The sequence below is a fragment of the Geobacillus sp. YHL genome (assembly GCF_022341265.1).
In the GTDB taxonomy this organism is placed as follows: domain Bacteria; phylum Bacillota; class Bacilli; order Bacillales; family Anoxybacillaceae; genus Geobacillus; species Geobacillus thermoleovorans.
This window is the reverse complement of the sequence record NZ_JAEIGB010000002.1, coordinates 81145-103556: the sequence shown is the minus strand read 5'-3', so window position 1 is coordinate 103556 and position 22412 is coordinate 81145. Positions and strand designations below refer to the sequence as shown.

General features: G+C 53.5%; 27 protein-coding genes and 3 tRNA genes. 4 read left to right on the top strand and 26 right to left on the bottom strand.

Features of this window, described 5'->3' with window-relative positions; genetic code table 11:
• Positions 1–20: 20 nt before the first annotated feature.
• Positions 21–455: a DMT family transporter gene (locus tag JCR24_RS02990; protein ID WP_033025354.1), complete on the bottom strand. Its 435-nt coding sequence runs from the start codon at positions 453–455 to the stop codon at positions 21–23.
• Positions 456–590: 135 nt separating this feature from the next.
• Here JCR24_RS02990 and JCR24_RS02985 point away from each other — a divergent pair, with 135 nt between their 5' ends.
• A complete protein-coding gene (locus JCR24_RS02985) occupies positions 591–908 on the top strand; it encodes a hypothetical protein (RefSeq protein WP_164832294.1) in 318 nt (105 codons plus the stop codon).
• Between the two features lie 5 nt (positions 909–913).
• Here JCR24_RS02985 and chrA read toward each other — a convergent pair whose 3' ends face one another.
• Positions 914–2122 (bottom strand): chromate efflux transporter, encoded by a 1209-nt coding sequence (gene chrA, locus JCR24_RS02980; RefSeq protein WP_238980057.1) that lies wholly within the window; start codon positions 2120–2122, stop codon positions 914–916.
• Positions 2123–2196: 74 nt separating this feature from the next.
• On the opposite strand from chrA, the gene JCR24_RS02975 reads away from it, so the two are divergent.
• Positions 2197–2703: a QueT transporter family protein gene (locus JCR24_RS02975; RefSeq protein ID WP_013145361.1), complete on the top strand. Its 507-nt coding sequence runs from the start codon at positions 2197–2199 to the stop codon at positions 2701–2703.
• 10 nt (positions 2704–2713) lie between these two features.
• Here JCR24_RS02975 and JCR24_RS02970 read toward each other — a convergent pair whose 3' ends face one another.
• From JCR24_RS02970 to JCR24_RS02870, 21 genes are all read right to left on the bottom strand, one after another.
• Positions 2714–2971, bottom strand: a complete 258-nt coding sequence (locus tag JCR24_RS02970) for a hypothetical protein (protein ID WP_013145362.1) — start codon at positions 2969–2971, stop codon at positions 2714–2716.
• A complete protein-coding gene (locus JCR24_RS02965) occupies positions 2968–3969 on the bottom strand; it encodes a DMT family transporter (RefSeq protein WP_238980056.1) in 1002 nt (333 codons plus the stop codon). The genes JCR24_RS02970 and JCR24_RS02965 overlap by 4 nt, the downstream gene beginning before the upstream one ends.
• Positions 3970–4366: 397 nt before the next feature.
• Complete coding sequence (locus JCR24_RS02960) at positions 4367–5581, bottom strand: ABC transporter substrate-binding protein (protein WP_025039057.1); 1215 nt, start codon at positions 5579–5581, stop codon at positions 4367–4369.
• 126 nt (positions 5582–5707) lie between these two features.
• Complete coding sequence (locus tag JCR24_RS02955; RefSeq protein WP_238980055.1) at positions 5708–6415, bottom strand: ABC transporter ATP-binding protein; 708 nt, start codon at positions 6413–6415, stop codon at positions 5708–5710.
• Complete coding sequence (locus JCR24_RS02950; protein ID WP_011231157.1) at positions 6408–7172, bottom strand: ABC transporter ATP-binding protein; 765 nt, start codon at positions 7170–7172, stop codon at positions 6408–6410. Before JCR24_RS02950 ends, JCR24_RS02955 begins: the two co-directional genes overlap by 8 nt.
• A gap of 2 nt (positions 7173–7174) precedes the next feature.
• Positions 7175–8212 carry a branched-chain amino acid ABC transporter permease gene (locus JCR24_RS02945; protein ID WP_011231156.1) on the bottom strand — a complete coding sequence of 346 codons (1038 nt, stop codon included), beginning with the start codon at positions 8210–8212 and terminating at the stop codon, positions 7175–7177.
• The gene (locus tag JCR24_RS02940) at positions 8212–9075 is read right to left on the bottom strand and encodes a branched-chain amino acid ABC transporter permease (RefSeq protein ID WP_011231155.1); all 864 of its coding nucleotides are present in this window, start codon (positions 9073–9075) and stop codon (positions 8212–8214) included. Before JCR24_RS02940 ends, JCR24_RS02945 begins: the two co-directional genes overlap by 1 nt.
• A 60-nt stretch (positions 9076–9135) precedes the next feature.
• Positions 9136–9762, bottom strand: a complete 627-nt coding sequence (locus JCR24_RS02935; RefSeq protein ID WP_238980054.1) for a TetR/AcrR family transcriptional regulator — start codon at positions 9760–9762, stop codon at positions 9136–9138.
• 20 nt (positions 9763–9782) lie between these two features.
• On the bottom strand, positions 9783–10952 hold the full coding sequence (locus JCR24_RS02930) for a thiolase family protein (RefSeq protein ID WP_238980053.1): 1170 nt from the start codon (positions 10950–10952) through the stop codon (positions 9783–9785).
• A gap of 80 nt (positions 10953–11032) precedes the next feature.
• Positions 11033–11437, bottom strand: coding sequence for a MaoC family dehydratase (locus tag JCR24_RS02925; protein ID WP_079936478.1), 405 nt, complete (start codon positions 11435–11437; stop codon positions 11033–11035).
• Positions 11434–11883, bottom strand: a complete 450-nt coding sequence (locus JCR24_RS02920; RefSeq protein WP_238980052.1) for a MaoC family dehydratase N-terminal domain-containing protein — start codon at positions 11881–11883, stop codon at positions 11434–11436. Before JCR24_RS02920 ends, JCR24_RS02925 begins: the two co-directional genes overlap by 4 nt.
• 18 nt (positions 11884–11901) lie before the next feature.
• Positions 11902–12666 carry a beta-ketoacyl-ACP reductase gene (locus JCR24_RS02915; RefSeq protein WP_013523726.1) on the bottom strand — a complete coding sequence of 255 codons (765 nt, stop codon included), beginning with the start codon at positions 12664–12666 and terminating at the stop codon, positions 11902–11904.
• Positions 12667–12702: 36 nt separating this feature from the next.
• Positions 12703–13881, bottom strand: coding sequence for an acyl-CoA dehydrogenase family protein (locus tag JCR24_RS02910; protein ID WP_013523725.1), 1179 nt, complete (start codon positions 13879–13881; stop codon positions 12703–12705).
• A gap of 179 nt (positions 13882–14060) precedes the next feature.
• Positions 14061–14804: an NAD-dependent protein deacylase gene (locus tag JCR24_RS02905; RefSeq protein WP_238980051.1), complete on the bottom strand. Its 744-nt coding sequence runs from the start codon at positions 14802–14804 to the stop codon at positions 14061–14063.
• Positions 14805–14993: 189 nt separating this feature from the next.
• Positions 14994–15743, bottom strand: a complete 750-nt coding sequence (gene nfsA, locus JCR24_RS02900; protein ID WP_238980050.1) for an oxygen-insensitive NADPH nitroreductase — start codon at positions 15741–15743, stop codon at positions 14994–14996.
• A 94-nt stretch (positions 15744–15837) separates the two neighbouring features.
• Positions 15838–16671 (bottom strand): pirin family protein, encoded by an 834-nt coding sequence (locus tag JCR24_RS02895; RefSeq protein ID WP_011231146.1) that lies wholly within the window; start codon positions 16669–16671, stop codon positions 15838–15840.
• A 452-nt stretch (positions 16672–17123) separates the two neighbouring features.
• On the bottom strand, positions 17124–17453 hold the full coding sequence (locus JCR24_RS02890; protein ID WP_011231143.1) for a type II toxin-antitoxin system PemK/MazF family toxin: 330 nt from the start codon (positions 17451–17453) through the stop codon (positions 17124–17126).
• Positions 17453–17722 carry an AbrB/MazE/SpoVT family DNA-binding domain-containing protein gene (locus JCR24_RS02885; RefSeq protein ID WP_023634676.1) on the bottom strand — a complete coding sequence of 90 codons (270 nt, stop codon included), beginning with the start codon at positions 17720–17722 and terminating at the stop codon, positions 17453–17455. Before JCR24_RS02885 ends, JCR24_RS02890 begins: the two co-directional genes overlap by 1 nt.
• A 237-nt stretch (positions 17723–17959) precedes the next feature.
• Positions 17960–18049, bottom strand: a tRNA-Ser gene (locus tag JCR24_RS02880).
• Positions 18050–18058: 9 nt separating this feature from the next.
• Positions 18059–18131: transfer RNA gene (locus JCR24_RS02875), tRNA-Ala, on the bottom strand.
• A 10-nt stretch (positions 18132–18141) separates the two neighbouring features.
• Positions 18142–18218, bottom strand: a tRNA-Pro gene (locus JCR24_RS02870).
• Positions 18219–18408: 190 nt separating this feature from the next.
• Here JCR24_RS02870 and JCR24_RS02865 point away from each other — a divergent pair.
• Positions 18409–19173, top strand: coding sequence for a hypothetical protein (locus JCR24_RS02865; protein ID WP_011231140.1), 765 nt, complete (start codon positions 18409–18411; stop codon positions 19171–19173).
• Between the two features lie 13 nt (positions 19174–19186).
• A complete protein-coding gene (locus tag JCR24_RS02860) occupies positions 19187–19654 on the top strand; it encodes a hypothetical protein (RefSeq protein ID WP_238980049.1) in 468 nt (155 codons plus the stop codon).
• Between the two features lie 68 nt (positions 19655–19722).
• On the opposite strand, the gene JCR24_RS02855 is transcribed toward JCR24_RS02860, so the two are convergent.
• Genes JCR24_RS02855 through JCR24_RS02845 form a run of 3 tightly spaced genes read right to left on the bottom strand, consistent with a single transcriptional unit; the run spans position 19723 to position 22404 of the window.
• Positions 19723–20703, bottom strand: coding sequence for an ABC transporter permease (locus JCR24_RS02855; RefSeq protein ID WP_011231139.1), 981 nt, complete (start codon positions 20701–20703; stop codon positions 19723–19725).
• Positions 20696–21610: an ABC transporter ATP-binding protein gene (locus JCR24_RS02850; protein ID WP_011231138.1), complete on the bottom strand. Its 915-nt coding sequence runs from the start codon at positions 21608–21610 to the stop codon at positions 20696–20698. The genes JCR24_RS02855 and JCR24_RS02850 overlap by 8 nt, the downstream gene beginning before the upstream one ends.
• Positions 21607–22404: an SGNH/GDSL hydrolase family protein gene (locus JCR24_RS02845; RefSeq protein WP_011231137.1), complete on the bottom strand. Its 798-nt coding sequence runs from the start codon at positions 22402–22404 to the stop codon at positions 21607–21609. The genes JCR24_RS02850 and JCR24_RS02845 overlap by 4 nt, the downstream gene beginning before the upstream one ends.
• Positions 22405–22412: the final 8 nt, after the last annotated feature.

Here is a 22412-nt window from a genome sequence, read left to right as displayed (position 1 = left end):
AACTTGGCCAGTCCTGTTGTTCATTTGCGGAAAAAAAGCCAAAGCGCCAAAAACAAACAGGCTATAGCAGCGAGGCGCGTCATGTCAAACGGAATGCGCTGTCCCCCGAATAACCCGAAGTGATCAATGATCGAGCTCATGACGAGCTGGCCGGCGATCACGGCTGCCAGAGAGTTGGCGACGCCGACTTTCGGAACGATCAGCACCATGACAAACACATAAAAAGCGCCGAGAATACCGCCCGTCAGCTGCCATTTCGGTGTGGAAAACATGGCCAGCAATTCTCCTTTTCCGAAAAACAATTGCACTAAAAATAAGACGATCGTTCCGATTAAAAACGACACGAACGCCCCTTCCAACACACCAATCCGCTTGCCGAGGCCGCCGTTCACTCCTGCCTGTACGGAGACAGCCATCCCGGCCGTTAGAGCGAGCAGCATCCATACCCACTTCATCGGCTCCCCCTCCTTTTGCCTATATACGCCTGCGGATCAGGCGGCGAGCTTTCCTTTCAGCGCACAGCCCTACGCCATGCCGGCGCTCTTTTGTTTCTGCCGCCTCGGTATCGCTTCCATGCAAACGAAAACCATTTGATCAAGCTCATCACTAATACACTGGCGCCGGCCATTAAGGAAACGAGGTTGACGATCGACGCCATCGTGCTCGCCACGACGGTCGGCGGCGGCTGGATTGCTTGCGGCGCAGATCGCACTCGGCCCCTTGTTGTCTGGTTTGACCTCCCGCCTGCTATTGTGACCATCCATTTTCTCATAGCGTTTCTCTTGGCTGGCGCTGCTGTTGATCGATCTATGCATCTATTTGCATCTGCCGGCTATTGCAACGGCAAAGCCAAACACGGCGTTGTCCATTTTCGGACGATCATGAAAAGCCGCCATCATGGTGCTTAGGGCGATCAGCCGAGCCAAGCGCGCAGCCATCCGCCGACGAACGAAACAAGGACGACCGCCCATGCTGGCCACTTCCACACAACAAGAAGAAGAAAAGCCCCAAGGGAAAACGCCAAATCGGCCGGTCCCTTCACCGCTTTCGTCCAGATCGGGTCATACAGCGCCGCAAGCAAAATCCCGACCACAGCGGCGTTAATGCCGGCAAGCGCCGCTTGGAAGCGTGGATGACGGCGAAGCCAGTGCCAAAACGGAAACGCGCCAAGAACGAGCAAAAAGGATGGAAGAAAAATGGCTGTGGTAGCCACTAGCGCTCCCTTCCAGCCCAACGCCGCCATTCCAATATACGCGGCAAACGTAAACAGCGGCCCAGGGACGGCTTGGGCAGCGCTGTAGCCGGCTAAAAATTGATTGGCGGTGACCCACCCTTGCGGCACCACTTCCGCCTCCAAGAGCGGCAACACCACATGCCCGCCGCCAAACACGAGCGCCCCAGCGCGGTAAAAGCTGTCAAACAGCTCCAAAAGCGGTGAGTGGATCCAAGTACGAATGAGCGGCAGCGCAACAAGCAACACGGCAAACAAGGAAAGCAACGTCAAACCGGTGGAACGACGAATGGAAGGCGGGATGCCTGCCGCAGACGAAGAAGGTGCGACATTTTTTCGCACTCCAACAGCGCCAATGCCCCCCGCTGCGGCGATGACGGCTACTTGGCTCCACGCGCCCGGCGCAAGAAGCACAGCGGCCGCCGCTGTGATGGCGACCGTTGCCTCGAAGCGGCTAGAGGCGAATTTGCGCGCCATCTCCCATACGGCTTGCGCCACGACCGCCACGGCCGCCAACAGCAAGCCGTGCATCCAGCCGGCGTCACCCCAAGAATGGTGTTGCAGCCAAACAGCAACCAGGCTGAGGGCGACCGCTGACGGCAGCGTAAAACCAAGCCAAGCTGCCAACGCCCCCCAAACGCCGGCGCGCATAAATCCGATGCCGATGCCGACTTGGCTGCTCGCTGGACCAGGGAGGAATTGGCATAAAGCGACCAAATCGGCATACGTTTTCTCGTCAATCCATTTTTTTCGTTTGACGTACTCTTCGTAAAAATAGCCGAGATGAGCGACCGGACCACCAAATGACGTTAAACCGAGGAGAAGCGCTGTTTTTCCGACTTCCCAAACCGATCGCCGCCGGCTTGTTGCTTGTTGATCCGTCAAGGTCAACGAGATTCACTTCCTTTCGTTCATTCGTTTGTCGTGCTACAATCATATTATCATCAATGCGAGGAGAGGACGTTATGAACATTCGGATCATAGCGGCAAATGGCTTGATCGCCGCCGTGTATATCGCGGTGACGGCGCTCATTCAGCCGTTTGGCTTTACGAATATTCAGTTTCGCGTGTCAGAAATATTGAATCACTTGGTCGTGTTCCGCAAAACATACGCCATCGGCATTGTGCTTGGCGTCTTTTTCGCCAACTGGTTTTTCTCGCCGATCGTCGCGTATGACCTCGTATTTGGCGTCGGCCAGTCGGTGTTGGCGCTGCTCATCACGATCGTCTCTATGCGGTATGTCCGAAACGTTTGGGCGCGCATGACCGTCAATACGCTGTCATTTACTGTGACTATGGCCATTATCGCCTTCGAATTGAAACTGGCGCTCGGCTTTCCGTTTTGGCTCACATGGCTGACGACGGCCATCAGCGAGTTGGTCGTCATGGCCATCGGCGCGCCGATCATGTATGCCGTCGGCCGCCGGATCGCTCCAGAAGCCTTCCGGGCCGCTGACGGCCGCAACGACTGACCAAGTGTTCCTACGGCATCGAGCGCACCGCCCATTCGATGATCAATGAACAGACGGCGGCAAGCATCGACGCCGCCGTCATCGTTGTTAGCATAGACCGCAGCTTGGGATGAATACGGGGGCGAAAGTGAAGGATGGTGAGGCTGACAGCAACCCCTCCGCCCCATACGACAAGACCCACGGGCGTCATAAGCACGTCCCAGTCGCTAATCCAGAGATAAATCACAGCCGCATGGCAGGCCAGCAGCGCGTAGATGCTCGTTTTCACCGCTCTCCCTCCACCCGATACGAAGGCTGGGCCTTCGAAACAGCCGAAACCGGCCGTTTCGCCATTCTCACAGACTCAAAACTATGCCAGCAAATCCCCGCCACAATGACCGCCAAACCGACAAACGCCCATCCGTTCGGAAGTGGAGCGGATAAGAACAGCACTTCGCCGATAACAGCAAAAATCACTTCTCCGGATTGCGTCGCTTCAACAGCAGCCAGCTTCCGCTCATTTCCTTTCGCCCGGTCAGTGGCGATGAAAAAAAGCGTCGTCGCGATAACGCCCGAGCTGATAGCGACAATGAGCGACTGCGCCGTTTGCCCAGCCGAAGGAACTCCGGCTGTCGCCCATCCAATCAGCGCCACGACGAACCAAAACGGCAAGCTGGCGATCGTCATCCCGAATACGCGTTGAAACGCATCAAGACGCCCGGCGCAATGTTCGATCATTTTCCGATTGCCAAGCGGATACGCAAACGCGGCAATCAGCACAGGAAAGACCCCCAACGCGATTTCTTTCCAGGTGAGGCGGCTTGCTTGCTGGAACTGGATAAGCACGACGCCGAGCAAAATAAAAAATGAAATGAAAAGCGCCTGTTTTTCAATCGGGCGGCGCACGGACACAGTTTCGTTTTGCGTTTCAATTTGTTCTGTAAACAGCGGGCTAAGCAGGACGCCGGCGACGATCGTGCACTGCCATGTGCCGGCTACAAGCCATCCTGGGCCGTACGCAGCGGCGTACGTGAGCGGCGCGTAAAACAGACCGAAACCGACCGTCCCCCAGACGATCCATGTCCATGGATGGCTCTTCATGTCGCGCCAAACCGGACTGAGATTGCGGCGGGCAAGAAGAATGACAAACAACAGCGGAACCATAAAGAAAAAACGAAGTGACGAGCTCCACGTCCAACTCCCGCCAGCTAGTTCCATAGACCGGTTCAATATGAACGTAACGGCAAAAAAGAACGAGGCGGCAAGGCCGAGGGCCATTTCCCGCATGGTCGGTCTCTCCCCTCCTGTGATTAGATTCATCATGTGGCAGAGCAGTTTTATTTTATCGCATTATTGAAAATTTTTCTATTTGTTTTTTTTGATTATTTAGAACATAGTTTTCTATGATAAGAAATGCACAATAAGAATTGATCAACCCGAAACAGTTCTGCCAGGCGGCAATCCTATCATTAACGAATCAAAAAACGTCATAATGCGAAAACGGAAAAGGCTGTCTGAAAAAAGTCGTGCGATGACCTTTTCAGACAGCCTCTCTATTGCTCCATCCATATACCGCTCCATCTACGGATCCTTGAGAAGATGCATACTTCAGGGCTCATGCAAAGAGCATTCCCATTGAAAGCCCGATGATAAGGTGCCTCTGCTTGTCAGTCTGCATGGTGTATTATTGTTTTATTAACTCAATCGGCACAATTTTTCCATTTTCCACCGCAGCCACGACGATTTCCGATTCAAATCCGCCATCGTCGCCGATGCTTGGGACGTTATACACTTTCTTTTCGTCTGGAATGTTTTTCAAGCCGTCGTTCATATGTTCGCGGATCGCTTGCGGGTCATCGACGGTGCCTGCGGCTTTCATCGCCTCGACGAAAGCGTAAAGCGCCAAATAGTTGTAAGCGGCTTCCGATCCCGGATCTTCATTGAACTTTGCCCGATAGTTTTTCACAAACTCTGGAACCGCGGGTTGATCCGACTCGACAAGCGGCATGACGCCGATCGAACCTTCAAGCATGTCATAAGAGCCCGTCACCCGTTTCATCTCATCGAGTTTCGCTTGGTCCATAATGATAAAGCCGCCTTTAAAGCCAAGTTCGCGCGCTTGTTTCGCCACTTTTGCCGTCGGTTCCGAAGCGCCCCCGATAAACAACACATCCGGTTTTTCTTTCAATGCATTCGTCACGATCGTAAAGAAGTCGGTGTCTTTCGTAAAGTCAATCGATGATTTGTAGACGACTTTTCCGCCTTGTTTTTCCCAATACGGCAACAGTTTTTCTGTCCAGTCTTTCCCGTATTGCGTCGCCGTCGGCAAGGCGGCCAGTTTCTTGCCGAAATGCTTCATGGCATAATCGGTAAACGTCGGGATGTAGCCGTCATAGCGCGGCGGAATGCGCACGGTCAGCTTATTGCCCGTTTGTGTAATTTTCGGCTCGCTCGTATACGCCGCGATGATGAAATTGTCCGTTTGGTTGAACACTTGCAGCGCCATGACGCCACCGCTGTGCGGCGTGAAAATGATCGGCGTATGATGCTCTTGCACAAGGCGTTTGGCGTTCGCTGCCGTTTCGTTTGGCAAATATTTGTCATCTAATGGGACGAGGTTAATTTTGTATTTCTTTCCTTTCACCTCAAAGCCGCCGCTGTTGTTGATTTCCTCGGCCGCCATTTTCAAGCCGTTTAACGTCCGTTGGCCATAATAGGCGGCCGGGCCGCTCAGCGGGCCGCTGTAGCCGATGTTGACCGTGCCCGTTTCACCGCTGCCTCCTCCGCTATTGTTTCCGCCGTTGGCGTTATTGCTGCTTGGCGAATTGTTGCACGCCGCAAGCATCAACATCATGATGGCCGCGATCATAGCGGCGATTGACCATTTTCTTTTTTTCATTCTACTCCCCCCTATTGACGATTTATTATTTTGAATATTTAGATAATATTTAGCACACCCGTTATTCACCCCCTTTCAGTGCCATCTCCTCTCCTTGCTTTCGCTGATGGACAAGGATGAGGCCTATCATGCACCAATGTACGCTTTGCGGACATCGTCGTTGGCGAGCAGCTCCTCCGCCGTCCCTGAGGCAACGATCGTTCCATTTTCAAACACATAGCCGTGATGGGCGATCGACAGCGCCGCATGGGCGTTTTGTTCGGCGAGCAAAATCGTTGTTCCTCCCTCATTGATTTGCTTAATCGTCGCAAACATTTGCTCGACAATCAACGGGGCGAGTCCGATTGACGGCTCATCAAGCAAGAGCACCGCAGGACGTGACATTAAGGCGCGTCCGATGGCGAGCATTTGCTGCTGGCCGCCGCTTAACGACCCGGCTGGCGCGTTTTGCTTGTCGCGCAAAATCGGAAACAGTTCGTATACATGTTCAATCGAGCGGCGGATGCCTTCTTTGTCCTTCCGATGGACGTAAGCGCCCATCAGCAAATTTTCGTATACACTCATGCGCGGAAACAGTTTGCGCCCTTCCGCGCATTGCACGACGCCGCGCCCGACGATGCGGTCAGGAGGCAGCGAATCAATGCGCTCGCCATCGAGGCGGATTTCCCCCCGCACTGGTTTGTGCAGCCCGCTGATCGTGCGAAACAATGTGCTTTTCCCGGCCCCGTTGGCGCCAAGCAAAACGGCGATCTCCCCTCGCTTGACGGAAAACGTCACATCGCGAATGGCCGTAAAACTCCCGTAGCGGACGGATACGTTCGCAACTTCAAGCAATGGCGCTCCCTCCTAAATACGCTTGAATGACCGCCTCGTTGTTTCGCACTTCCTCGGGCGTTCCTTCAGCGATTTTTTCTCCGTAGTTTAACACCATAATGCGGTCGGCAATTTTCATGATCATCGACATTTTGTGCTCAATCAGGCAAACAGTCAGGCCGCCTTCTATCATTTTGACGATCAACTCCTCAAGCCCTTCGGTTTCATCCGGGTTGATGCCGGCTGCCGGTTCATCAAGCAGCACGAGCTCCGGATCGGTCGCCAAGGCAAGCGCGAACGCCGCCCGCTTTTTCTGCTCCTGCGACAAGTTGGCCACCATCCGATCCGCCACATGGGTTAGACCGACAAAGTCGAGCACTTCCATCGCTTTTTCTTTGCATGCCTGTTCCTCGCGGCGGTGCCGTTTCGTGCGCAAAATGGCATCAAATAAGTTGGATGACGTGCGGAGACGATGGCCGATGATGACGTTGTCGATCACCGTCGCCTGTTCAAACAAGTGAGTCGTTTGAAACGTGCGGGCGATGCCGAGCTTCGCCCGTTCGTTTGCCGGCAGGCGGGTAATATCGCGCCCTTTGAACGTAATCGTCCCTGACGTCGGCCGGTACAAGCCGCTGATTAAATTGAAAAACGTCGATTTGCCGGCTCCGTTTGGGCCGATGATGGCGTTGATCTTCCCTTGCTCGACGGAAAAGGTGACATCGTTGACCGCCAGAAGCCCGCCAAACCGCTTCGTCAACCGTTCAACGTGCAAAAGCATCGTTATCCCTCCTCTGCGTGCCGCTCGCCTCGTCCTTGGCTCGAGACGGCCAGTTCCGCAGCAACTCGGTTCGCTTCTGGATCGAGACGGCGCGCTTCTTCACGCTTTGCTTTCAAACGGATGACCCCCCCGGCAATGCCGTGTGGGTAAAAGATGATGAGCAACGTCAGCACCGGACCGAAAATCAACATCCGGTAATCTTGCAAAAACTGCAATTGTTGGGACAGAAACGTAATCAGCAACGTCCCGACGACCGGACCGGCGAGCGTGCCAATCCCACCGACAAGCAAATACGTTAAAAAGTCGAACATGACGCTGACGTACGCAATGTCCGGGCCAAGAAAGCGGATGAACGATGCGTACAGCGCTCCGGCAAGCGATGTAAAAAAGACCGAGAGAACAAACGAGGCGAGTTTGTTTTTCATCGTCGAGATGCCAAGCGTCAACGCGAGCTCCTCACTGTTGCGAATGGCGATGTACGTCCGTCCGGTCAACGAATAGACAAGGCGGTACATGGTGAAGATGACCGCAACCAAGAAGCATAACACCAAATAATATTGGGCGACGGGCGTTTGAAACGAGAGCGGACCGATGTCAGCCGGCGCCGGGATGCCGATAAACCCGCGCACTCCGCCGGTTAAACTGTCCCATTTGTCAATGATCAAATAGATAATATAGCCCACACAAAGCGTATAAATGGCGAAAAAGTGCTCTTTCGTCCGCAGCGCAACAAGCCCGATGACGGCCCCAAGCAACGTGGTGAACAAACAAGCAAGCACGAAAGCCAACCAAAACGGCACGCCGGCTTTCACCGTCAAAATGCCAAGCGCATACGCGCCAATCGCAAAAAACCCGGCGTGGGCAAGCGACAAATAACCAGTATAGCCAGCAAATAAATTCAGCCCGTAAACAGCGATCATCCAAATGAAGGAGATCGTCATCATGTGCAAGTAATAGCTGTTGGTGACAAGCAACGGAAAGGCAAGCGCCAGCGCCGCAAGAACGGCGATCCATAAGCGCCGGTTGGCGAATACAGCCATCAATGTCCCTCCTTGGCAAACAGTCCGTTCGGTTTGACCGTTAAAATGATGACGAGGATGGCAAAAGCGATAATGTCTTTGTAGTCGTTCGACACATACGTCGCTCCCAAGCTTTCGCTGAATCCCAAAATATAGCCGCCGACAATGGCGCCTGGAATGCTTCCCATGCCGCCGAGAATGATGATGACAAACGCTTTCAAGATGACAAGATGGCCCATGCCGGGAAACACGAGGTTGATCGGCGAAGCGAGCGACGCGGCGAGCGCTGCCAAACTGCCGGAAAGGAAAAACGTCAGCATGGCGACTTTATTCGTGTTAATGCCGACCAAATTCGCCCCTTCGCGGTTTTGCGCCATCGCGATGATGGAAGACCCGATGAACGTCTTTTTCAAGAAGAGGTAAAGCAAGATCATGATGATGACAGCGGATGCGATGATGAGGATGCGTTGAACCGTCAAGGTCAAGCCGAAAATGCTGACAACGTCGCCGTATGGGGTTGGCATCGTCTGGTAGTCCGCCCCCCAGACGAACTGGGCGAATGCCTCCAAAAACAACAAAATGCCAATCGCCGCAATTTTGTCATGGAGCGGCGGTGCGTCGCGAAGCGGATAAAACACAAGCCGTTCCATCAATACACCGAGCATCCCGACCGCGGCCATCGACACGACAACGGCCAACCCGTACGGCAGCCCGGCTTTCGTCATCGCAGTGAGCGTGACATAACCCCCCATCATATATAACGCGCCGTGGGCAAAGTTTGGAATGTGCAAAATGCCATAAACAAGCGTCAAACCTAACGCGACAAGGCTGTAAACGCTTCCAACTGTCAGCCCGTTTAACAGCTGCTGGATGAATAGCTCCATCCCGATCCCCCCTTTTTGTTTGCCGTTTGGCCAGACCATCAAAGCAGCGCGGCCGATCTTTCATTCGGTCTGGCCGCCCGAATTGCCTGGCTCCGCCTCATTTCGACCGCTTTCTCCAGCTCTTGGCGCCTTTATGCCGTGCAAAATGAAATCAACGAAAATGTCCGTCAGTTCTTCTTCAGAGATGCCTCCGTCAGGCCGGAACCAATAATAGCTCCAGTTGGTGATGCCAAGCAGGCCAAACGTAATCATTTCTGCATGAAGCGACGGCTTGAATTCCCCGCGGGCGATCCCTTCTCGAACCAGCTGTTCATACCGCTTGCGAAACAACCGCCGCTTGGCGCGGATTTCCGTCAAATGGTCATCCGCCAAATGCCGCATTTCACGGAAGAAAATGCGGGCGCTTTTCTTCCGTGTGCGGATATTGCAGATGACCATATGGACGATGGCCCGCAATTTCTCCGTGCAGCTTTTCTCGGGATCTTGGACAATGCAGGCTTGCTGCCGAAGCAAATCATCTAGATAGGAAACGCAAATATCACATAGCAACTCCTCTTTGCTTTTGTAATAGTAGTAAAAGGCCCCCTTCGTTGCCCCGATCGCTTCGACGATTTCCTGCACCGACGTTTCTTTGAATCCTTTGCGTTCAAACAACTCAACGGCGACTTCCCTTAATCTTTCTTTCATCCTCCACGGTCTCCAATGCGTCATTCTCTCTCAATAATCGTCGCGATGCCTTGGCCGCCTCCGATGCACGCGGTAATGAGCGCGTATTTCCCTCCGCAGCGCTTCAGTTCATACACCGCTTTTGTGATCAAAATCGCTCCCGTCGCGCCGAGCGGATGGCCATGGGCAATGGCGCCGCCGTTTATGTTCACTTTTTCGGGATCCATCTCAAGCTCACGGTCGCAGGCGATCACTTGCGCGGCAAACGCTTCATTGATTTCAATGATGTCCATCTCATCAAGCGTCAGCCCCGCTTTGGCGAGCACTTTTCTTGTCGCCGGCACCGGGCCGATGCCCATGATGTTCGGATCCACTCCGGCGACCGCATGGGCGCGGATGACGGCAAGCGGCTTTAAGCCAAGCTCCTCTGCTTTTTCCCGCGACATGATGACGAGCGCGGCAGCGGCGTCATTGAGCCCTGAACTATTCCCCGCCGTCACCGTGCCGCCTTCCAAAAACGCCGGCGGCAGTTTTGCGAGCGCTTCCATCGTCGTGTTCGGCCGCGGGTGTTCGTCCGTATCGAAGATGAACGGCTCCCCTTTTTTCACCGGCACGGCAATGGGCACGATTTGCTCGTCAAACCGCCCTTCCTGCATGGCGCGCGCCATGCGCTGCTGGCTGCGCAAGGCGAATGCGTCTTGTTCTTCACGGCTGATGCCGTACTTTTTGGCCAAGTTTTCCGCCGTGATGCCCATCGGCGGGTCACCGATTTCTTTCGGCGATAGCTGCGACTTTCGAAAGCTCGGCGGCGTCGAGCTGTACGGTTTTTCCGGGCGGTCCATCAAATACGGCGCGCGGCTCATGCTTTCCACGCCGCCGGCAATATACACATCTCCGTCGCCGGCCCAAATGGCCTGCGCCGCCAACGCCACAGCGTTAATGCCCGAACCGCATTGGCGGTCAACGGTCAAACCTGTCAACTCTAGAGATAAGCCGGTTTGCAGCGCCGTCAGTCGGGCGATATTGCCGCCGCCGCTTAAGACATTGCCCATGATGACATCATCGACGTGTTCCGGGCCGATGTTCGCCCGCCGCATCGCTTCTTTGATCACTTCCGCACCGTAAATATGCGCCGGCAACGTCGCCAAAGCGCCTCCTTGGCGGGCAATGGCCGTTCGTACAGCAGACACAATGACGGCATCCCGTCTCATCCTGACTCCTCCTCATCCCCTTTGTAGTACGAAACCCGGCAACTGGGCGTTCTCGATGTTACCGGGCTCGCTGCCTTGCTTCATTCATACAGAGAAAACACGGCTTCGCCCTTAATGACTTCTTTTCCATGCTGGTTGACGGCGGCGACGGCAAAGCGGATCGCTTTCTCGTCTTTTTCCTTCACCGTTGCTTTTAAGGTGATGACATCGTTCAAAAACACCATCGACTGGAAGCGGACGAAATAGTCTTGGACAAATCCTTCTTCGTAGTAGGGCGTAAACAGCTTTGCGAGATTGCCCATCGTCCACATGCCGTGGGCGATAATGCCCGGCAGGCCGGCTTTTTTCGCCTCTTCATCGATCGTATGAATCGGGTTGTAGTCGCCTGATGCGCCGGCGTATTTGATTAAATCGAGCCGGGACACCGGTGCGAGCGTTACTTCGGGAAGCGACTCTCCGACTTGCCATTTGCGGATGCTCGTCATACGCTCATCGCCTTTCTAACCGCCTCGTTGATAATGATCGTCGAGGTCGAAGTAAAAACGAGATTCCCATCAGGGTCTTCGCCGTTGTTGGCGATTACTAAAAAACCGAGCAGGCCCATGCTGCTTTGCTTTTCAAAGTAATCTTTTACTTCCGCATAGCAGTACAGCTCTTCGCCGACAAACAGCGGGCGCTCATAATGGAAGTGCTGTTCGCCATGGATGAGCCCTTTGGACGGCAATTTCAGCCCTTCAATGACGCCGTAGTCAAACACGCGCGGAAACGTCGGCGGCGCAATGTTGCGCCCGTAGCGCGACCGTTTCCCCGTCTCTTCGTCCCAATAAATCGGGTTTGGATCGCCGATCGCCTCCGCAAACTTTTTCACCGCTCCGCGCTCAACGACATTTTTCACTTTCGCTGACCGTTTCCCGATGTCATGTTGGTACATGCCCCGTCCTCCTCGTTTTCAGCATTTCGGACCGCCGGCGACATACAGCACTTGGCCGTTGACAAACGATGACCGTTCGTCGGCGAAAAAGGCGACCGCATGAGCAATGTCTTCCGGACGGCCGCTGCGCCCGACCGGGATGTTGGCGACGCTCGCTTGGATGAGCTGCTCAAACGAAATGCCAAGCCGCTCGGCGGTCGCTTTCGTCATATCGGTTTCAATAAACCCAGGGGCGACGGCATTCGTCGTGATGCCGAATTTGCCAAGCTCAATCGCCAGCGTTTTCGTAAATCCTTGGATGCCGGCTTTCGCCGCCGAATAGTTCGCCTGGCCGCGGTTGCCGAGCGCGGATGTCGACGAAATGTTGATGATGCGCCCGTACCCTTTTTCGACCATATATTTTTGCGCGGCGCGGGCGCAATAAAACGCGCCTTTTAAATGGACGTCCATCACCGTTTGCCAGTCGTCATCGGTCATTTTAAACAGCAAGTTGTCGCGGATGACGCCGGCGTTGTTGACGAGAATATCGAGCGAGCCGAACCGATCGACCACTTCTTGGATCGTCGCTTCTACTTGTTCGCGGTCGGTGACGCTCGCCACCTTGGCGTAAACGTCATACCCTTTTTCCCGCAGCTCGGCAGCCGTCGCTTCAAGGGCTTCTGCGTTTAAATCAATGAACGCCACTTTCGCTCCTTCTTCCGCGAAGCGGGTGACAATCGCCTTGCCAATGCCGCGGCTTCCTCCGGTCACAAACGCCACTCTTCCTGCAAACCGTTGGCTCATCGTGTTCTCCTCCCTTTCGATAACGCTTTCATTTTTTTAGATGAACTGTCCAAGCTTGACGTGCCCTTTGATCAAATTGCGGGCGATAATGAGGCGCTGAATTTCATCCGTGCCGTCGTAAATGCGCCACAATCTCGCTTCACGATACCAGCGCTCGATCGGCATTTCTTTCGTGTAGCCCATGCCGCCGTGGATTTGCATGACGCGGTCGACGACGCGGTTGCCCATGTTCGCGCCAAACAGCTTCGCCATCGAGGCTAAATGGCGGTTGTCCTCCCCTTGGTCAAGCGTAAAGGCCGCGTTTAACACAAGCCATTTCGCCGCTTCGATTTCTACCGCCGAATCGGCAATCATCCATTGGATCGCCTGCCGCTCGGCGATCGGTTTGCCGAATGTGACACGCTCCTTCGCGTAGTCAATGGCCATTTGCAAAAGCCGCTCGGCCGCTCCGACCGCACGAGCGCCTACGACCCAGCGGGCGTAGCCGATCCACTCAAGCCCAAGCTTATAGCCGTGATGCAGCTCGCCTAAAATGTTTTCTTCCGGCACGCGCACGTTTTCGAAAATTAAGCTGGCTGGAGTGGAAGGTCCCATCGTATGTATCGGTTCCGAACGCCAGCCCATCTCGCGGTCGACGATAAAACACGTCACCCCTTCACGCCCGTTCGAGGCTTGGTGACGCTCTTTGTCGGTGATGGCGATCACCATGACAAAATCAGCGTCGTTGCCGCCGGTAATGAATGTCTTCTCCCCGTTTAACACCCACTCGTCGCCGTCTTTCACCGCCGTCATTTTAATGTTGCGCGTATCTGATCCTGCTCCCGGCTCGGTCATGGCAAAGCACGATTTTTTCTCGCCGTTGATCGTCGGGATCAAATATTTTTTCTTTTGCTCTTCATTCGCGTAATACAAAATGTTGTCCGCCGATCCGCCAAACTGGAACGGAACAAGCGTTTTCGACACTTCCATCAACACAATTGCCTGCATGACATGGCCCAAATTCGCGCCGCCGTATTCCTCCGGCGTGTTGATCCCCCAAAACCCCGCTTCCTTCGCTTTGAGCTGCAGCTCTTTTAATTTTTCGGGCGGGAGCCCAGGCTTCCCTTCGCGCTCATTGCGCAATACTTCATTTTCGAGCGGCATCAATTCTTTTTCGACAAACTTGCGGATCGCTTTTTGCACCATGCGCTGCTCGTCCGTTAAGCGCAAATACATGATGGTCCCCTCCCTTTTCCGTTACGCCTTTATGCTCGACTCCACTCATCAAAATACCAACCGGTTGGTATGTTATCTTTATTATATTCGAATGTTCTGAAAAGTACAATACCTTTTTTGATTTTCGTCCAACGGGAAAACGCCATATGCGTTCTCCCGTTGGCATGGAATCTATCGATCTATTCCGCCTGTATTTGCTTGCGCACGCTAGCGAGCGTTTTCCCGATTCCGCCATAAATGACAAGGTCAAACATCCCGTCCATTCTTGTCGCTGTTTTGTTGATCAATACTTTCCTTGTTGCCGGCGATTCGGCGGCGACATAAAACGGGATTTGATTCACGGGCGCCACTTCCAAACTTGTTCCCATCGCCAGAAGCAAGTCGCTGGCGGCCGCCGCAGCAAACGCTTCTTCCATGCGCGGCACGAGCCCGCCAAACAAAACGACATCCGGTTTGACAATCGTCTGGCACTTTTCACAGCGCGGCACCTCGTGACGGTTGATAAACGACAGATCATACTTGTTGCCGCATGACGGGCATGTCGCCGTCTGCAGCGTGCCGTGCAGCTCAATGACATTCGTGCTCCCTGCTTTTGTATGCAGCCCGTCAATATTTTGCGTCAAAATCGTCACCGTCTTGCCCATCTCCTCAAGCCAACGGAGAAACCGATGCCCATCATTCGGGGCAAAGCCGCCCATCATTTTTAATGAAAACATCCGCTTGAATCGACGCCAAAAATCAATCGGATCTTTTTTGTAATAATGCTCTGACAAATAATATTCGACATTGTCCTCTTGGGCGTAAAGGCCGTTTTCGCTGCGAAAATCAGGAATGCCGGACTCCGTGCTCATCCCGGCCCCGGTCAGGACGGCGATTGTATTCGCCTCTTTGATCCATTGCGCCAGTTGCCGGATTTTGTCCACTCTCGTTCTCTCCTTTCTTACGAACCTCTTGGTTTTGCCAGTCTCGCCTTCGGTTCTTTTCGAGGCCATAACGTATAGCTGAAACTCCAGACAAAATCAATCACTAAAACCAATGTCCAACGGGCTGGCATAGTTTTCTCACAAATGGAATCGCCTGCAAGAAAAACCCCTCTTCCGAACGAAGAGAGGCTACCGTAAATTGAACCCTTTCCCTTCCACAAACTCCTTCATGTACATCCGGACTTGGCGGCTGAGCATATCGGCCATCTGCCCGGTCCATGTGTCGCGGCGGCGGCCGTTTGTCCGTTGTTCATAATAGATAGAAACGGTTTCATTGTAGCGCTGCAGCTGCGCGATGAATCGCGCCCGGTCTTGGTCGTATTCGTCCTCGTGATAAACGTGTTCAAACGGCAGCCGCGGCTTTGGATCCGGCGTTTGCGCAGGATAGCCGACGGCAAGCCCGAACAGCGGAATGACCCGTTTCGGTATGTTAAGCAGTTGGCATACTTCCGGCAGGTTGTTGCGCAGCCCGCCAATGTAGCAGATGCCAAGCCCCATCGACTCCGCGGCAATGGCGGCGTTTTGCGCCGCAAGCGCCGTGTCAATCAGCGCAACCATAAACTTTTCCGTACTCTCAAGCGATGGAAGCACGTCTTTTCCTTCTAGCTCGCCAATGAGCTCATGGCGGTGAAAATCAGCGCAAAAGACAAAGAAATGGCCGTTATGCTCGACATAGGATTGATTTCCCGCCAGCTCGGCGAGCTTCCGTTTTTTCTCCGGATCTTTCACCCCGATGATCGAGTACGCTTGAACATAGCTTGAAGTCGATGCCGCCTGGGCGCATTCGACGATCGTGCGGATTTGTTCATCCGTCAACGGCCGGTCTTCAAACCGGCGGATCGAACGGTGCTGGAGAATCGTTTCGATGACTTGGTTCATGACTATGTCCTCCTTGAACAGCCCAACGGCTCTTTTTGTGAACATGATAACAAAAAAGAAAGAGCCATACAACGAATCGGCTCTTTCCCTTCCATTATCGCCCAAACCGCCCTTCCTGGTAATCGCGAATCGCCTCGCGGATTTGTTCCGGCGTGTTCATGACGAACGGCCCGTAGGCGACGACCGGTTCGTTCACCGGCTCGCCGGCATAAAGAAGAAGGCGGAGTTTTTCGCGGGCGGTCACGTTTAGCTCCGTTTCCTCGCCGCGGTTGTGGCGGCTGAAAAACAGCGCTTGCCCGGCTTTTCCTTCGATGTTGTCGGCACCGAACACGCCACTCCCCTCAAGAATGTACAAAAACCCATTGTAATGCCCCGGCAAATCTTGCACGACCGTTGTTCCCGGTTCGACAATCATTTCCACCATCGTGACGGGAACGATGTTTTTCGTCGGCGCTTTGACGCCTTTCGATGACCCGGAAAAGACCCGGATCGTCGCTCCCTCTTCCTTGCGCACGGGCATGTCTTTGGAGCGCAAGTTTTGGTAGCGCGGCTCGGTCATTTTGTACGCGCTCGGCAAGTTGACCCATAGCTGAAGGCTGTGCACGGTTGAACCGGACGCCGGGTCTTCCTTATGGACGACGCCGCGGCCGGCCGTCATCCATTGCACATCTCCAGGCCCGAGCGTGCTGTGGCCGGCTTTGCTGTCGAAATGTTCAAGCTCGCCGCTGATCACATACGTGACCGTCTCAATGCCGCGGTGCGGATGGACGTCAAACGTTCCTCGCTCAAAAATATCTTCCATCAGCAACAAAAACGGATCATACTCTTGCCAGTTCCCGGGCTCAAGCACCGAACCGCTGCGATGAATCGGACTGTTGGTGGTCATTTGCACGGTTTTCACGCGACGAATGCGGCGTTGAATCGCCATAACCTCTCCTCCCTTATGTTGCGCAATCCCGGCCGTTGCCGAAAGGAGTGCAGCTCAATCGGCAAACCGTTTCCTCCTTCATCGTACCGGATTCAACGAAAAACAGGCAAGTCATCTGCCTGAAAAATGGCGGCCATACCGCTCGCAAAAAACAAAAAACCTGCCGGCACTCGGCAGGTGGACGTTGGAAGAGGGATTCCAATCCCACCATAAAACTATTGATACAAGGATGAATGGACATGCTCGTTCATCACGTGCAAAATTTGTGCAAAATAATCTCCAGTGTGTCAATCCATGCAAAAAGGCGGGACAATCCGCCTTCTTTTCGTTGCTCGATTCTGCCTTTTTAACAAAATATCCGAAGGAAGTCTCCCGCCTCAAGGAGCGTGAAGGGCAAAAATGTACGCAAAAAGTATGCTAAAAGTGAACAAAAGGCCAATATAAATGGCCTTTCACGAAAGAAAAGTATGAATCAGATCCAAGCAATCCGAAACAACTTCATTGGGCGCCCGTCCTACTATTTGAAGCTGTCGGGCGCGCCAATCTAAACTTTTGACCTGATCGGTTAAAATCACGCCTTCAACGGCCAAGCCTGATGGCAATTCCACTTCAAATGGATATCCTTTTTGTTGCCGGGTGATCGGGCAAAGCACCGCAAACCCTGTCAATTGATTGAACCGCTTTGGTGATAGAACGATGCCGGGCCTTTTTCCTGCCTGCTCATGCCCTGCTTGTGGATTGAAATTGACGTAAACAAGATCCCCGCGATCCGGCGCTTGCATCAGAACAATTCATTCCCTTCTGTTCCAAAATCAATTTCAGCATGGCGATTTTCCGGCGTGATTTTAGCCAAAAGTTCCTCCAATGTCGGCTTTTTCTTTTTCGGGATCAACTTGATCGCTTGGTTCTCAACGATCACCTCCACTTCTGATCCTTGATGAAGCGCTAAACGTTCAGCAATCACGCTTGGGATACGAACCGCAAGGCTGTTTCCCCATTTTTGAACTGTTATTGTCATGATTGACACTCCTTTCTGTTTGTTTAATTCCATTATACCTCTCTCCTTTCATTTCGTATATACATAGTATATACATAAATTCAAAAAAAGATGCCATCGAGACGGTGTTTTCGATTCGAAACGAACGATTACGATTGATGATAAGACGCTGAACATGTTAAAAGATTTGAAGAAAAGTCAAAAGGATTCCCAAAAAATGAAAAACGACTGCCAACGCAGTCGTATCAAGGGTTTCATGATTTACAATTTGACAGGATCGGATATTAGAAATGGAGGAAGAGGGATTCGAACCCCCGCGGGCTGTGACACCCCTAGCGGTTTTCGAAACCGCCCCCTTCAGCCAGACTTGGGTATTCCTCCGTATGAAAATGGAGCCTATCGGATTCGAACCGATGACCTCCTGCGTGCGGGGCAGGCGCTCTCCCAGCTGAGCTAAGGCCCCATGTCTATAATGGTCGGGAAGACAGGATTTGAACCTGCGACCTCACGGACCCGAACCGTGTGCTCTACCAAGCTGAGCTACTTCCCGACATAGGCTGGTTTACCTTGCGACAATTCACATTCTATATGAACCTCAAAGGAAAGTCAATAGTTTTTTTATCTTTTTTTCGCCATAACGGATGAAAATTTATCTTTTTTCTGAAACGACCTGCATAGCTGCCGCTCCTTTTTTCCTATACTAAAAACACAGCAACCGTGTAAAGGAAAGGGGGCGCTTTGTGAAACTCATTCCGCCGGCGCGGCGCAAACGGGCGCATTTGTCGCAATTGACAACCACCCATTTCCATTTGCGTCATCCGCTTGTCGTCGCCTTTTTTTCCTTTTCGTTTCCGGGTTTCGGCAATTTGATGCAGCAACGCTACGCCACGGCCTTTATGTTAATCCTCTGGGAGCTGTTTATCAACACAAAAGCCCATATCAATACAGGTATATTATACTCGCTGCTTGGCGATTTTGAAAAGGCAAAAGCCGTTCTTGACGAACGATGGCTCATGTTTTATGTGGCCATCTACATGTACAGCATTTGGGACAGCTACCGCGGCTCAGTCGACATGAACAAGCTGTATTTGCTCGCCGACCGCGAAGATGCGCCGATCTCTTCCATCCGAATGGGAATATGGGATATTAATTATTTGGACAAGCGCGAGCCTTGGCTGGCGCTGGTCTGGTCGGTGCTCGCCCCGGGCCTTGGCCATTTGTATGTCCATAAAGTGATCACCGGCCTGTTTATCTTCACCTTTACCATTTTGGTATCGTATTTCGCCCACTTGCCCGAAGCGATTACGTACACGCTGACGGGCCGATTCGATTGTGCAACGAAGATCATCGATATGCAGTGGGCGCTTTATCTGCCATCGATTTATTCGTTCATCTTTTACGATGCTTACGTATCAGCGGTCGAATACAACAAGTTGTTTGAAAAAGAACTAGCCCACTATTTGCGGCGCCGCTTTCAGCCGAAACGGTTCGCATGGCCGATTTGATGGGAGGCGTTTCATGATTGTCATTGCCACTTTCGAGAGCCACCTATTCGTTGAACTGGCGATTTCAGCGCTTCAAGAAAAAGGGATTGCTGAACATCAGATTTTTGCAGTCCCGCTCAACCGCTCTGCCGAACCGCCGCGCCTGCTTGATACGCTCCATCACGCCAACGGGTTCAGCTTCCTTGACTTGGCGGCGATTTTAGGAACGTGCTTGATGCTGCTAGGGGCGATTTACGGCTATGTGTTGGCATGGGGTCCGATCATTTGGGGGATTATCGGGGCGGTTTCAGGCATCGGAATCGGCATTTTGCTCAAATGGTGGGTAAGCCGAAAATCCACGCACCGTCAAAGCCGCACAGGCGCTGATATCGTGCTTCTCATCCGTTGCGATGAACAGCAATGGCCGGCCGTGGAGCAGTTGCTGCGGGGCCATCACGCGCTTGGACTCGCCGGCGTTCACGACAAGCAGCCGAATAGATAGGCATTTCATCCCCTTTCACTGAAAAACCCGAGGGAACACCCCCTCGGGTTTTCGCCGCTCTGCCGTTTTCAATAGACATCTCGCCGCATAAAGACAAAAAAAGCGACAAGAAGCCCTGCAAGCCCCCAGACAGCCAGCACGGCCATCGAAAAGCCAAGCGTCATCCCCTCAATCGGCGGAGCCGCTCCTTTTATGTAATCCGTCAGCCGCAAATTGACCATAAACAAATATTTTGCCGAATGCCACGACGACACCATGTTCGACAAAATCGCGCCAGAAATCAATGCTGCCAGCATGATGCCCATCACCGCCGCCGTGCTCCTAAGCAGCACGGAAAACATAAACGTCAGTGTGCCGACGACAACGCTCACAAACGCTGCCAGCCCGAGCTCGATCAAAATGTATTTCCATTGCGGAATCATGTGGACATTCGCTGTATTGAGATCCTCTCCTTGCTGGACAAATCCGGTCAATAGCGGCAGACGGAAGCCGCCATATCCAAACACGAGTCCGGAGATGGCATACGACAGCACCGCCGCCATCAGCATAATGAGCGACACCGACAGGAGCAACGCGATATATTTGCTCAACAAAATTTTCCACCGCTTCACCGGCCGAACGAGAAGCAGCTTGATCGTTCCAGCGCTTGCCTCGGACGACACTAAATCGGCCGCAACCACCATCACTAAAAGCGGCAAAAACAAGTCGATGGCGTTTTCGATAAACGTGCGCATAAACGTCGGCGCTCCAGGGGCGGACGGATTAATGTTGTGCTCTAAGTAGTACTGCTGCTGCTTGAGGCGGATTTGCAAGTATTTCCGCCACTCCTCAGACATGCTCGGCGACTGCAAGCGGTTTTGCAAATCGACGATTTGCTGCTGCAGCTGCGTCCGCCAGTCGGTCGTGCCAAGCCGTTTTCTCAACTCTTCCGTCTCGCGGTATTGGGCGTATGTAAACAAGGCGACGAGCACCGCAATGATGGCGGCGATCACCCATAGCCGCTTTTTGCGGACGATTTTCAACATTTCATTATACACGAGCTTACTCAATCGTTTCGCCCCCTGTCAGCTCGATAAACAAGTCCTCGAGCGTCGGCAGCCGCGGTTCAATTTCCGAAACCGAGACGCCGGCTTGGACAAGCTTGGCGTTCCAAGCGGCTAGTCTCGACGGCTCATATGGCGTGACGATCGTCTCTTCATCGGCGCGCAACACCTCGGTTTCCGCCGCTAACAGCGCCCGCGCCCGATCCGTTGGAGCGGCTTTCCAGACGACGCGCGCCTGTTGGTTTAACAGCCGCTCAACCGTGTCCACGGCCAAGAGCCGTCCTTTCGCCATAATGGCGACGCGGTCACACATTAATTGAATTTCACTTAACAAATGCGATGAAACAAGGACGCTCAACCCTTCCGTTTCCGCCAAAAAGCGGATGAAGGCGCGCATTTCGCGAATGCCGGCCGGGTCAAGGCCGTTGGTCGGCTCGTCCAAAATGAGCACCTTCGGCTTTCCAAGCAGCGCCTGAGCGATGCCGAGCCGCTGCCGCATGCCGAGCGAATACGTGCCCACTCGGTCATGGATGCGCTGTTCAAGGCCGACGAGCTTCGCCACTTCCATGATCCGATCTGCACCAATTCCCGGCATCATGCGGGCGAAATGTTCAAGGTTTTCCCAGCCTGTTAAATACGGATACATTTCTGGGTTTTCGACGATGCAGCCGATCTGGCGGATCGCGTCGGTAAACTGGCGGTGAAGATCATACCCGCAAATCGCCACCGTCCCCGACGTCGGCCGAATGAGCCCGACGAGCATGCGGATCGTCGTCGTTTTTCCCGCGCCGTTCGGCCCTAAAAAACCGAATACTTCCCCCTCATGCAACTCAAACGAAATGCCTTTAATAATTTCCTTGCCGCGAATCGTTTTCCGCAGCTCTTTGACCGCTAACGTCACCTGTTTGGTCATTGCTCACCCTCCTCCGTCAACGTGATGAGCGAGGCGACGCGCTCTCCAATCCGCTTGTAGCCTGCCGCGTTTGGATGAAAATGGTCGCTGTACAAATAGTCGTTGACATGGAGGGCAAACAAATCAAACGTCGGCACCGCGACGATGTTCGGATAGCGGGCCGCCACTTCCGCTGATGCAAAATTCCAATCGCGCACAACCGCCGACGTCCATTTGGCATCGTCTAAATCGCCAAACGGGTTGTACAAACCGATCGCAAAAATGACCGCTTCGCTGTTGAAGCGGCGCAGCGCGGCGAAAATGCGGTCTAGGTTGGCTACATATCGCCGTTTCGCCTCATTCAGCTGCTTTCGATCCAGTTTCAACGCTTCCCCGCCTTGAAACAAGTCGTTGCCGCCGATGGTCATCACAATAAGATCCGCCATGGCGACTTGCCGCTGAATCTCAGGCTGGCCAAGCTGGCGAAGCAGTCCGTCAGAGCGAAGGCCGCGGATGGCCAAGTTCGTCACACGGATCGGTTTGTCCGTTTGCCGGCGAAGCTCATCGACCATATAGCCGACATACCCTTTTCCGCTTTCATCGCCCGTTCCTCTCGTCAACGAATCGCCAAGAGCAACAATATCCATTTTCTCGTCATGTTGCCTTGTTTCAGCCGTCGGCGGCCGTTGTTCTTTCGTCGGCGGCTTGGCGGCCGAAAAAAACTGGTCTTGCACCGCCAATGCCAGGCCGCCAAGCCAAAGCACTCCGGACAGGGCGGCAACGGCTATGAGAAGCGCAACTGTGCTCCGTCGCATGCAACCAC

Excerpts from the sequence above, each read along its gene's own strand:
- JCR24_RS02990 (WP_033025354.1), bottom strand. The coding sequence starts at position 455 with ATGAAGTGGGTATGGATGCTGCTCGCTCTAACGGCCGGGATGGCTGTC.
- JCR24_RS02975 (WP_013145361.1), top strand. The coding sequence starts at position 2,197 with ATGAACATTCGGATCATAGCGGCAAATGGCTTGATCGCCGCCGTGTAT.
- JCR24_RS02965 (WP_238980056.1), bottom strand. The coding sequence starts at position 3,969 with ATGCGGGAAATGGCCCTCGGCCTTGCCGCCTCGTTCTTTTTTGCCGTT.
- JCR24_RS02960 (WP_025039057.1), bottom strand. The coding sequence starts at position 5,581 with ATGAAAAAAAGAAAATGGTCAATCGCCGCTATGATCGCGGCCATCATG.
- JCR24_RS02950 (WP_011231157.1), bottom strand. The coding sequence starts at position 7,172 with ATGCTTTTGCACGTTGAACGGTTGACGAAGCGGTTTGGCGGGCTTCTG.
- JCR24_RS02945 (WP_011231156.1), bottom strand. The coding sequence starts at position 8,212 with ATGGCTGTATTCGCCAACCGGCGCTTATGGATCGCCGTTCTTGCGGCG.
- JCR24_RS02940 (WP_011231155.1), bottom strand. The coding sequence starts at position 9,075 with ATGGAGCTATTCATCCAGCAGCTGTTAAACGGGCTGACAGTTGGAAGC.
- JCR24_RS02935 (WP_238980054.1), bottom strand. The coding sequence starts at position 9,762 with ATGAAAGAAAGATTAAGGGAAGTCGCCGTTGAGTTGTTTGAACGCAAA.
- JCR24_RS02930 (WP_238980053.1), bottom strand. The coding sequence starts at position 10,952 with ATGAGACGGGATGCCGTCATTGTGTCTGCTGTACGAACGGCCATTGCC.
- JCR24_RS02925 (WP_079936478.1), bottom strand. The coding sequence starts at position 11,437 with ATGACGAGCATCCGCAAATGGCAAGTCGGAGAGTCGCTTCCCGAAGTA.
- JCR24_RS02920 (WP_238980052.1), bottom strand. The coding sequence starts at position 11,883 with ATGTACCAACATGACATCGGGAAACGGTCAGCGAAAGTGAAAAATGTC.
- JCR24_RS02915 (WP_013523726.1), bottom strand. The coding sequence starts at position 12,666 with ATGAGCCAACGGTTTGCAGGAAGAGTGGCGTTTGTGACCGGAGGAAGC.
- JCR24_RS02910 (WP_013523725.1), bottom strand. The coding sequence starts at position 13,881 with ATGTATTTGCGCTTAACGGACGAGCAGCGCATGGTGCAAAAAGCGATC.
- nfsA (WP_238980050.1), bottom strand. The coding sequence starts at position 15,743 with ATGAACCAAGTCATCGAAACGATTCTCCAGCACCGTTCGATCCGCCGG.
- JCR24_RS02895 (WP_011231146.1), bottom strand. The coding sequence starts at position 16,671 with ATGGCGATTCAACGCCGCATTCGTCGCGTGAAAACCGTGCAAATGACC.
- JCR24_RS02890 (WP_011231143.1), bottom strand. The coding sequence starts at position 17,453 with ATGCAAGCGCCGGATCGCGGGGATCTTGTTTACGTCAATTTCAATCCA.
- JCR24_RS02885 (WP_023634676.1), bottom strand. The coding sequence starts at position 17,722 with ATGGAATTAAACAAACAGAAAGGAGTGTCAATCATGACAATAACAGTT.
- JCR24_RS02860 (WP_238980049.1), top strand. The coding sequence starts at position 19,187 with ATGATTGTCATTGCCACTTTCGAGAGCCACCTATTCGTTGAACTGGCG.
- JCR24_RS02850 (WP_011231138.1), bottom strand. The coding sequence starts at position 21,610 with ATGACCAAACAGGTGACGTTAGCGGTCAAAGAGCTGCGGAAAACGATT.
- JCR24_RS02845 (WP_011231137.1), bottom strand. The coding sequence starts at position 22,404 with ATGCGACGGAGCACAGTTGCGCTTCTCATAGCCGTTGCCGCCCTGTCC.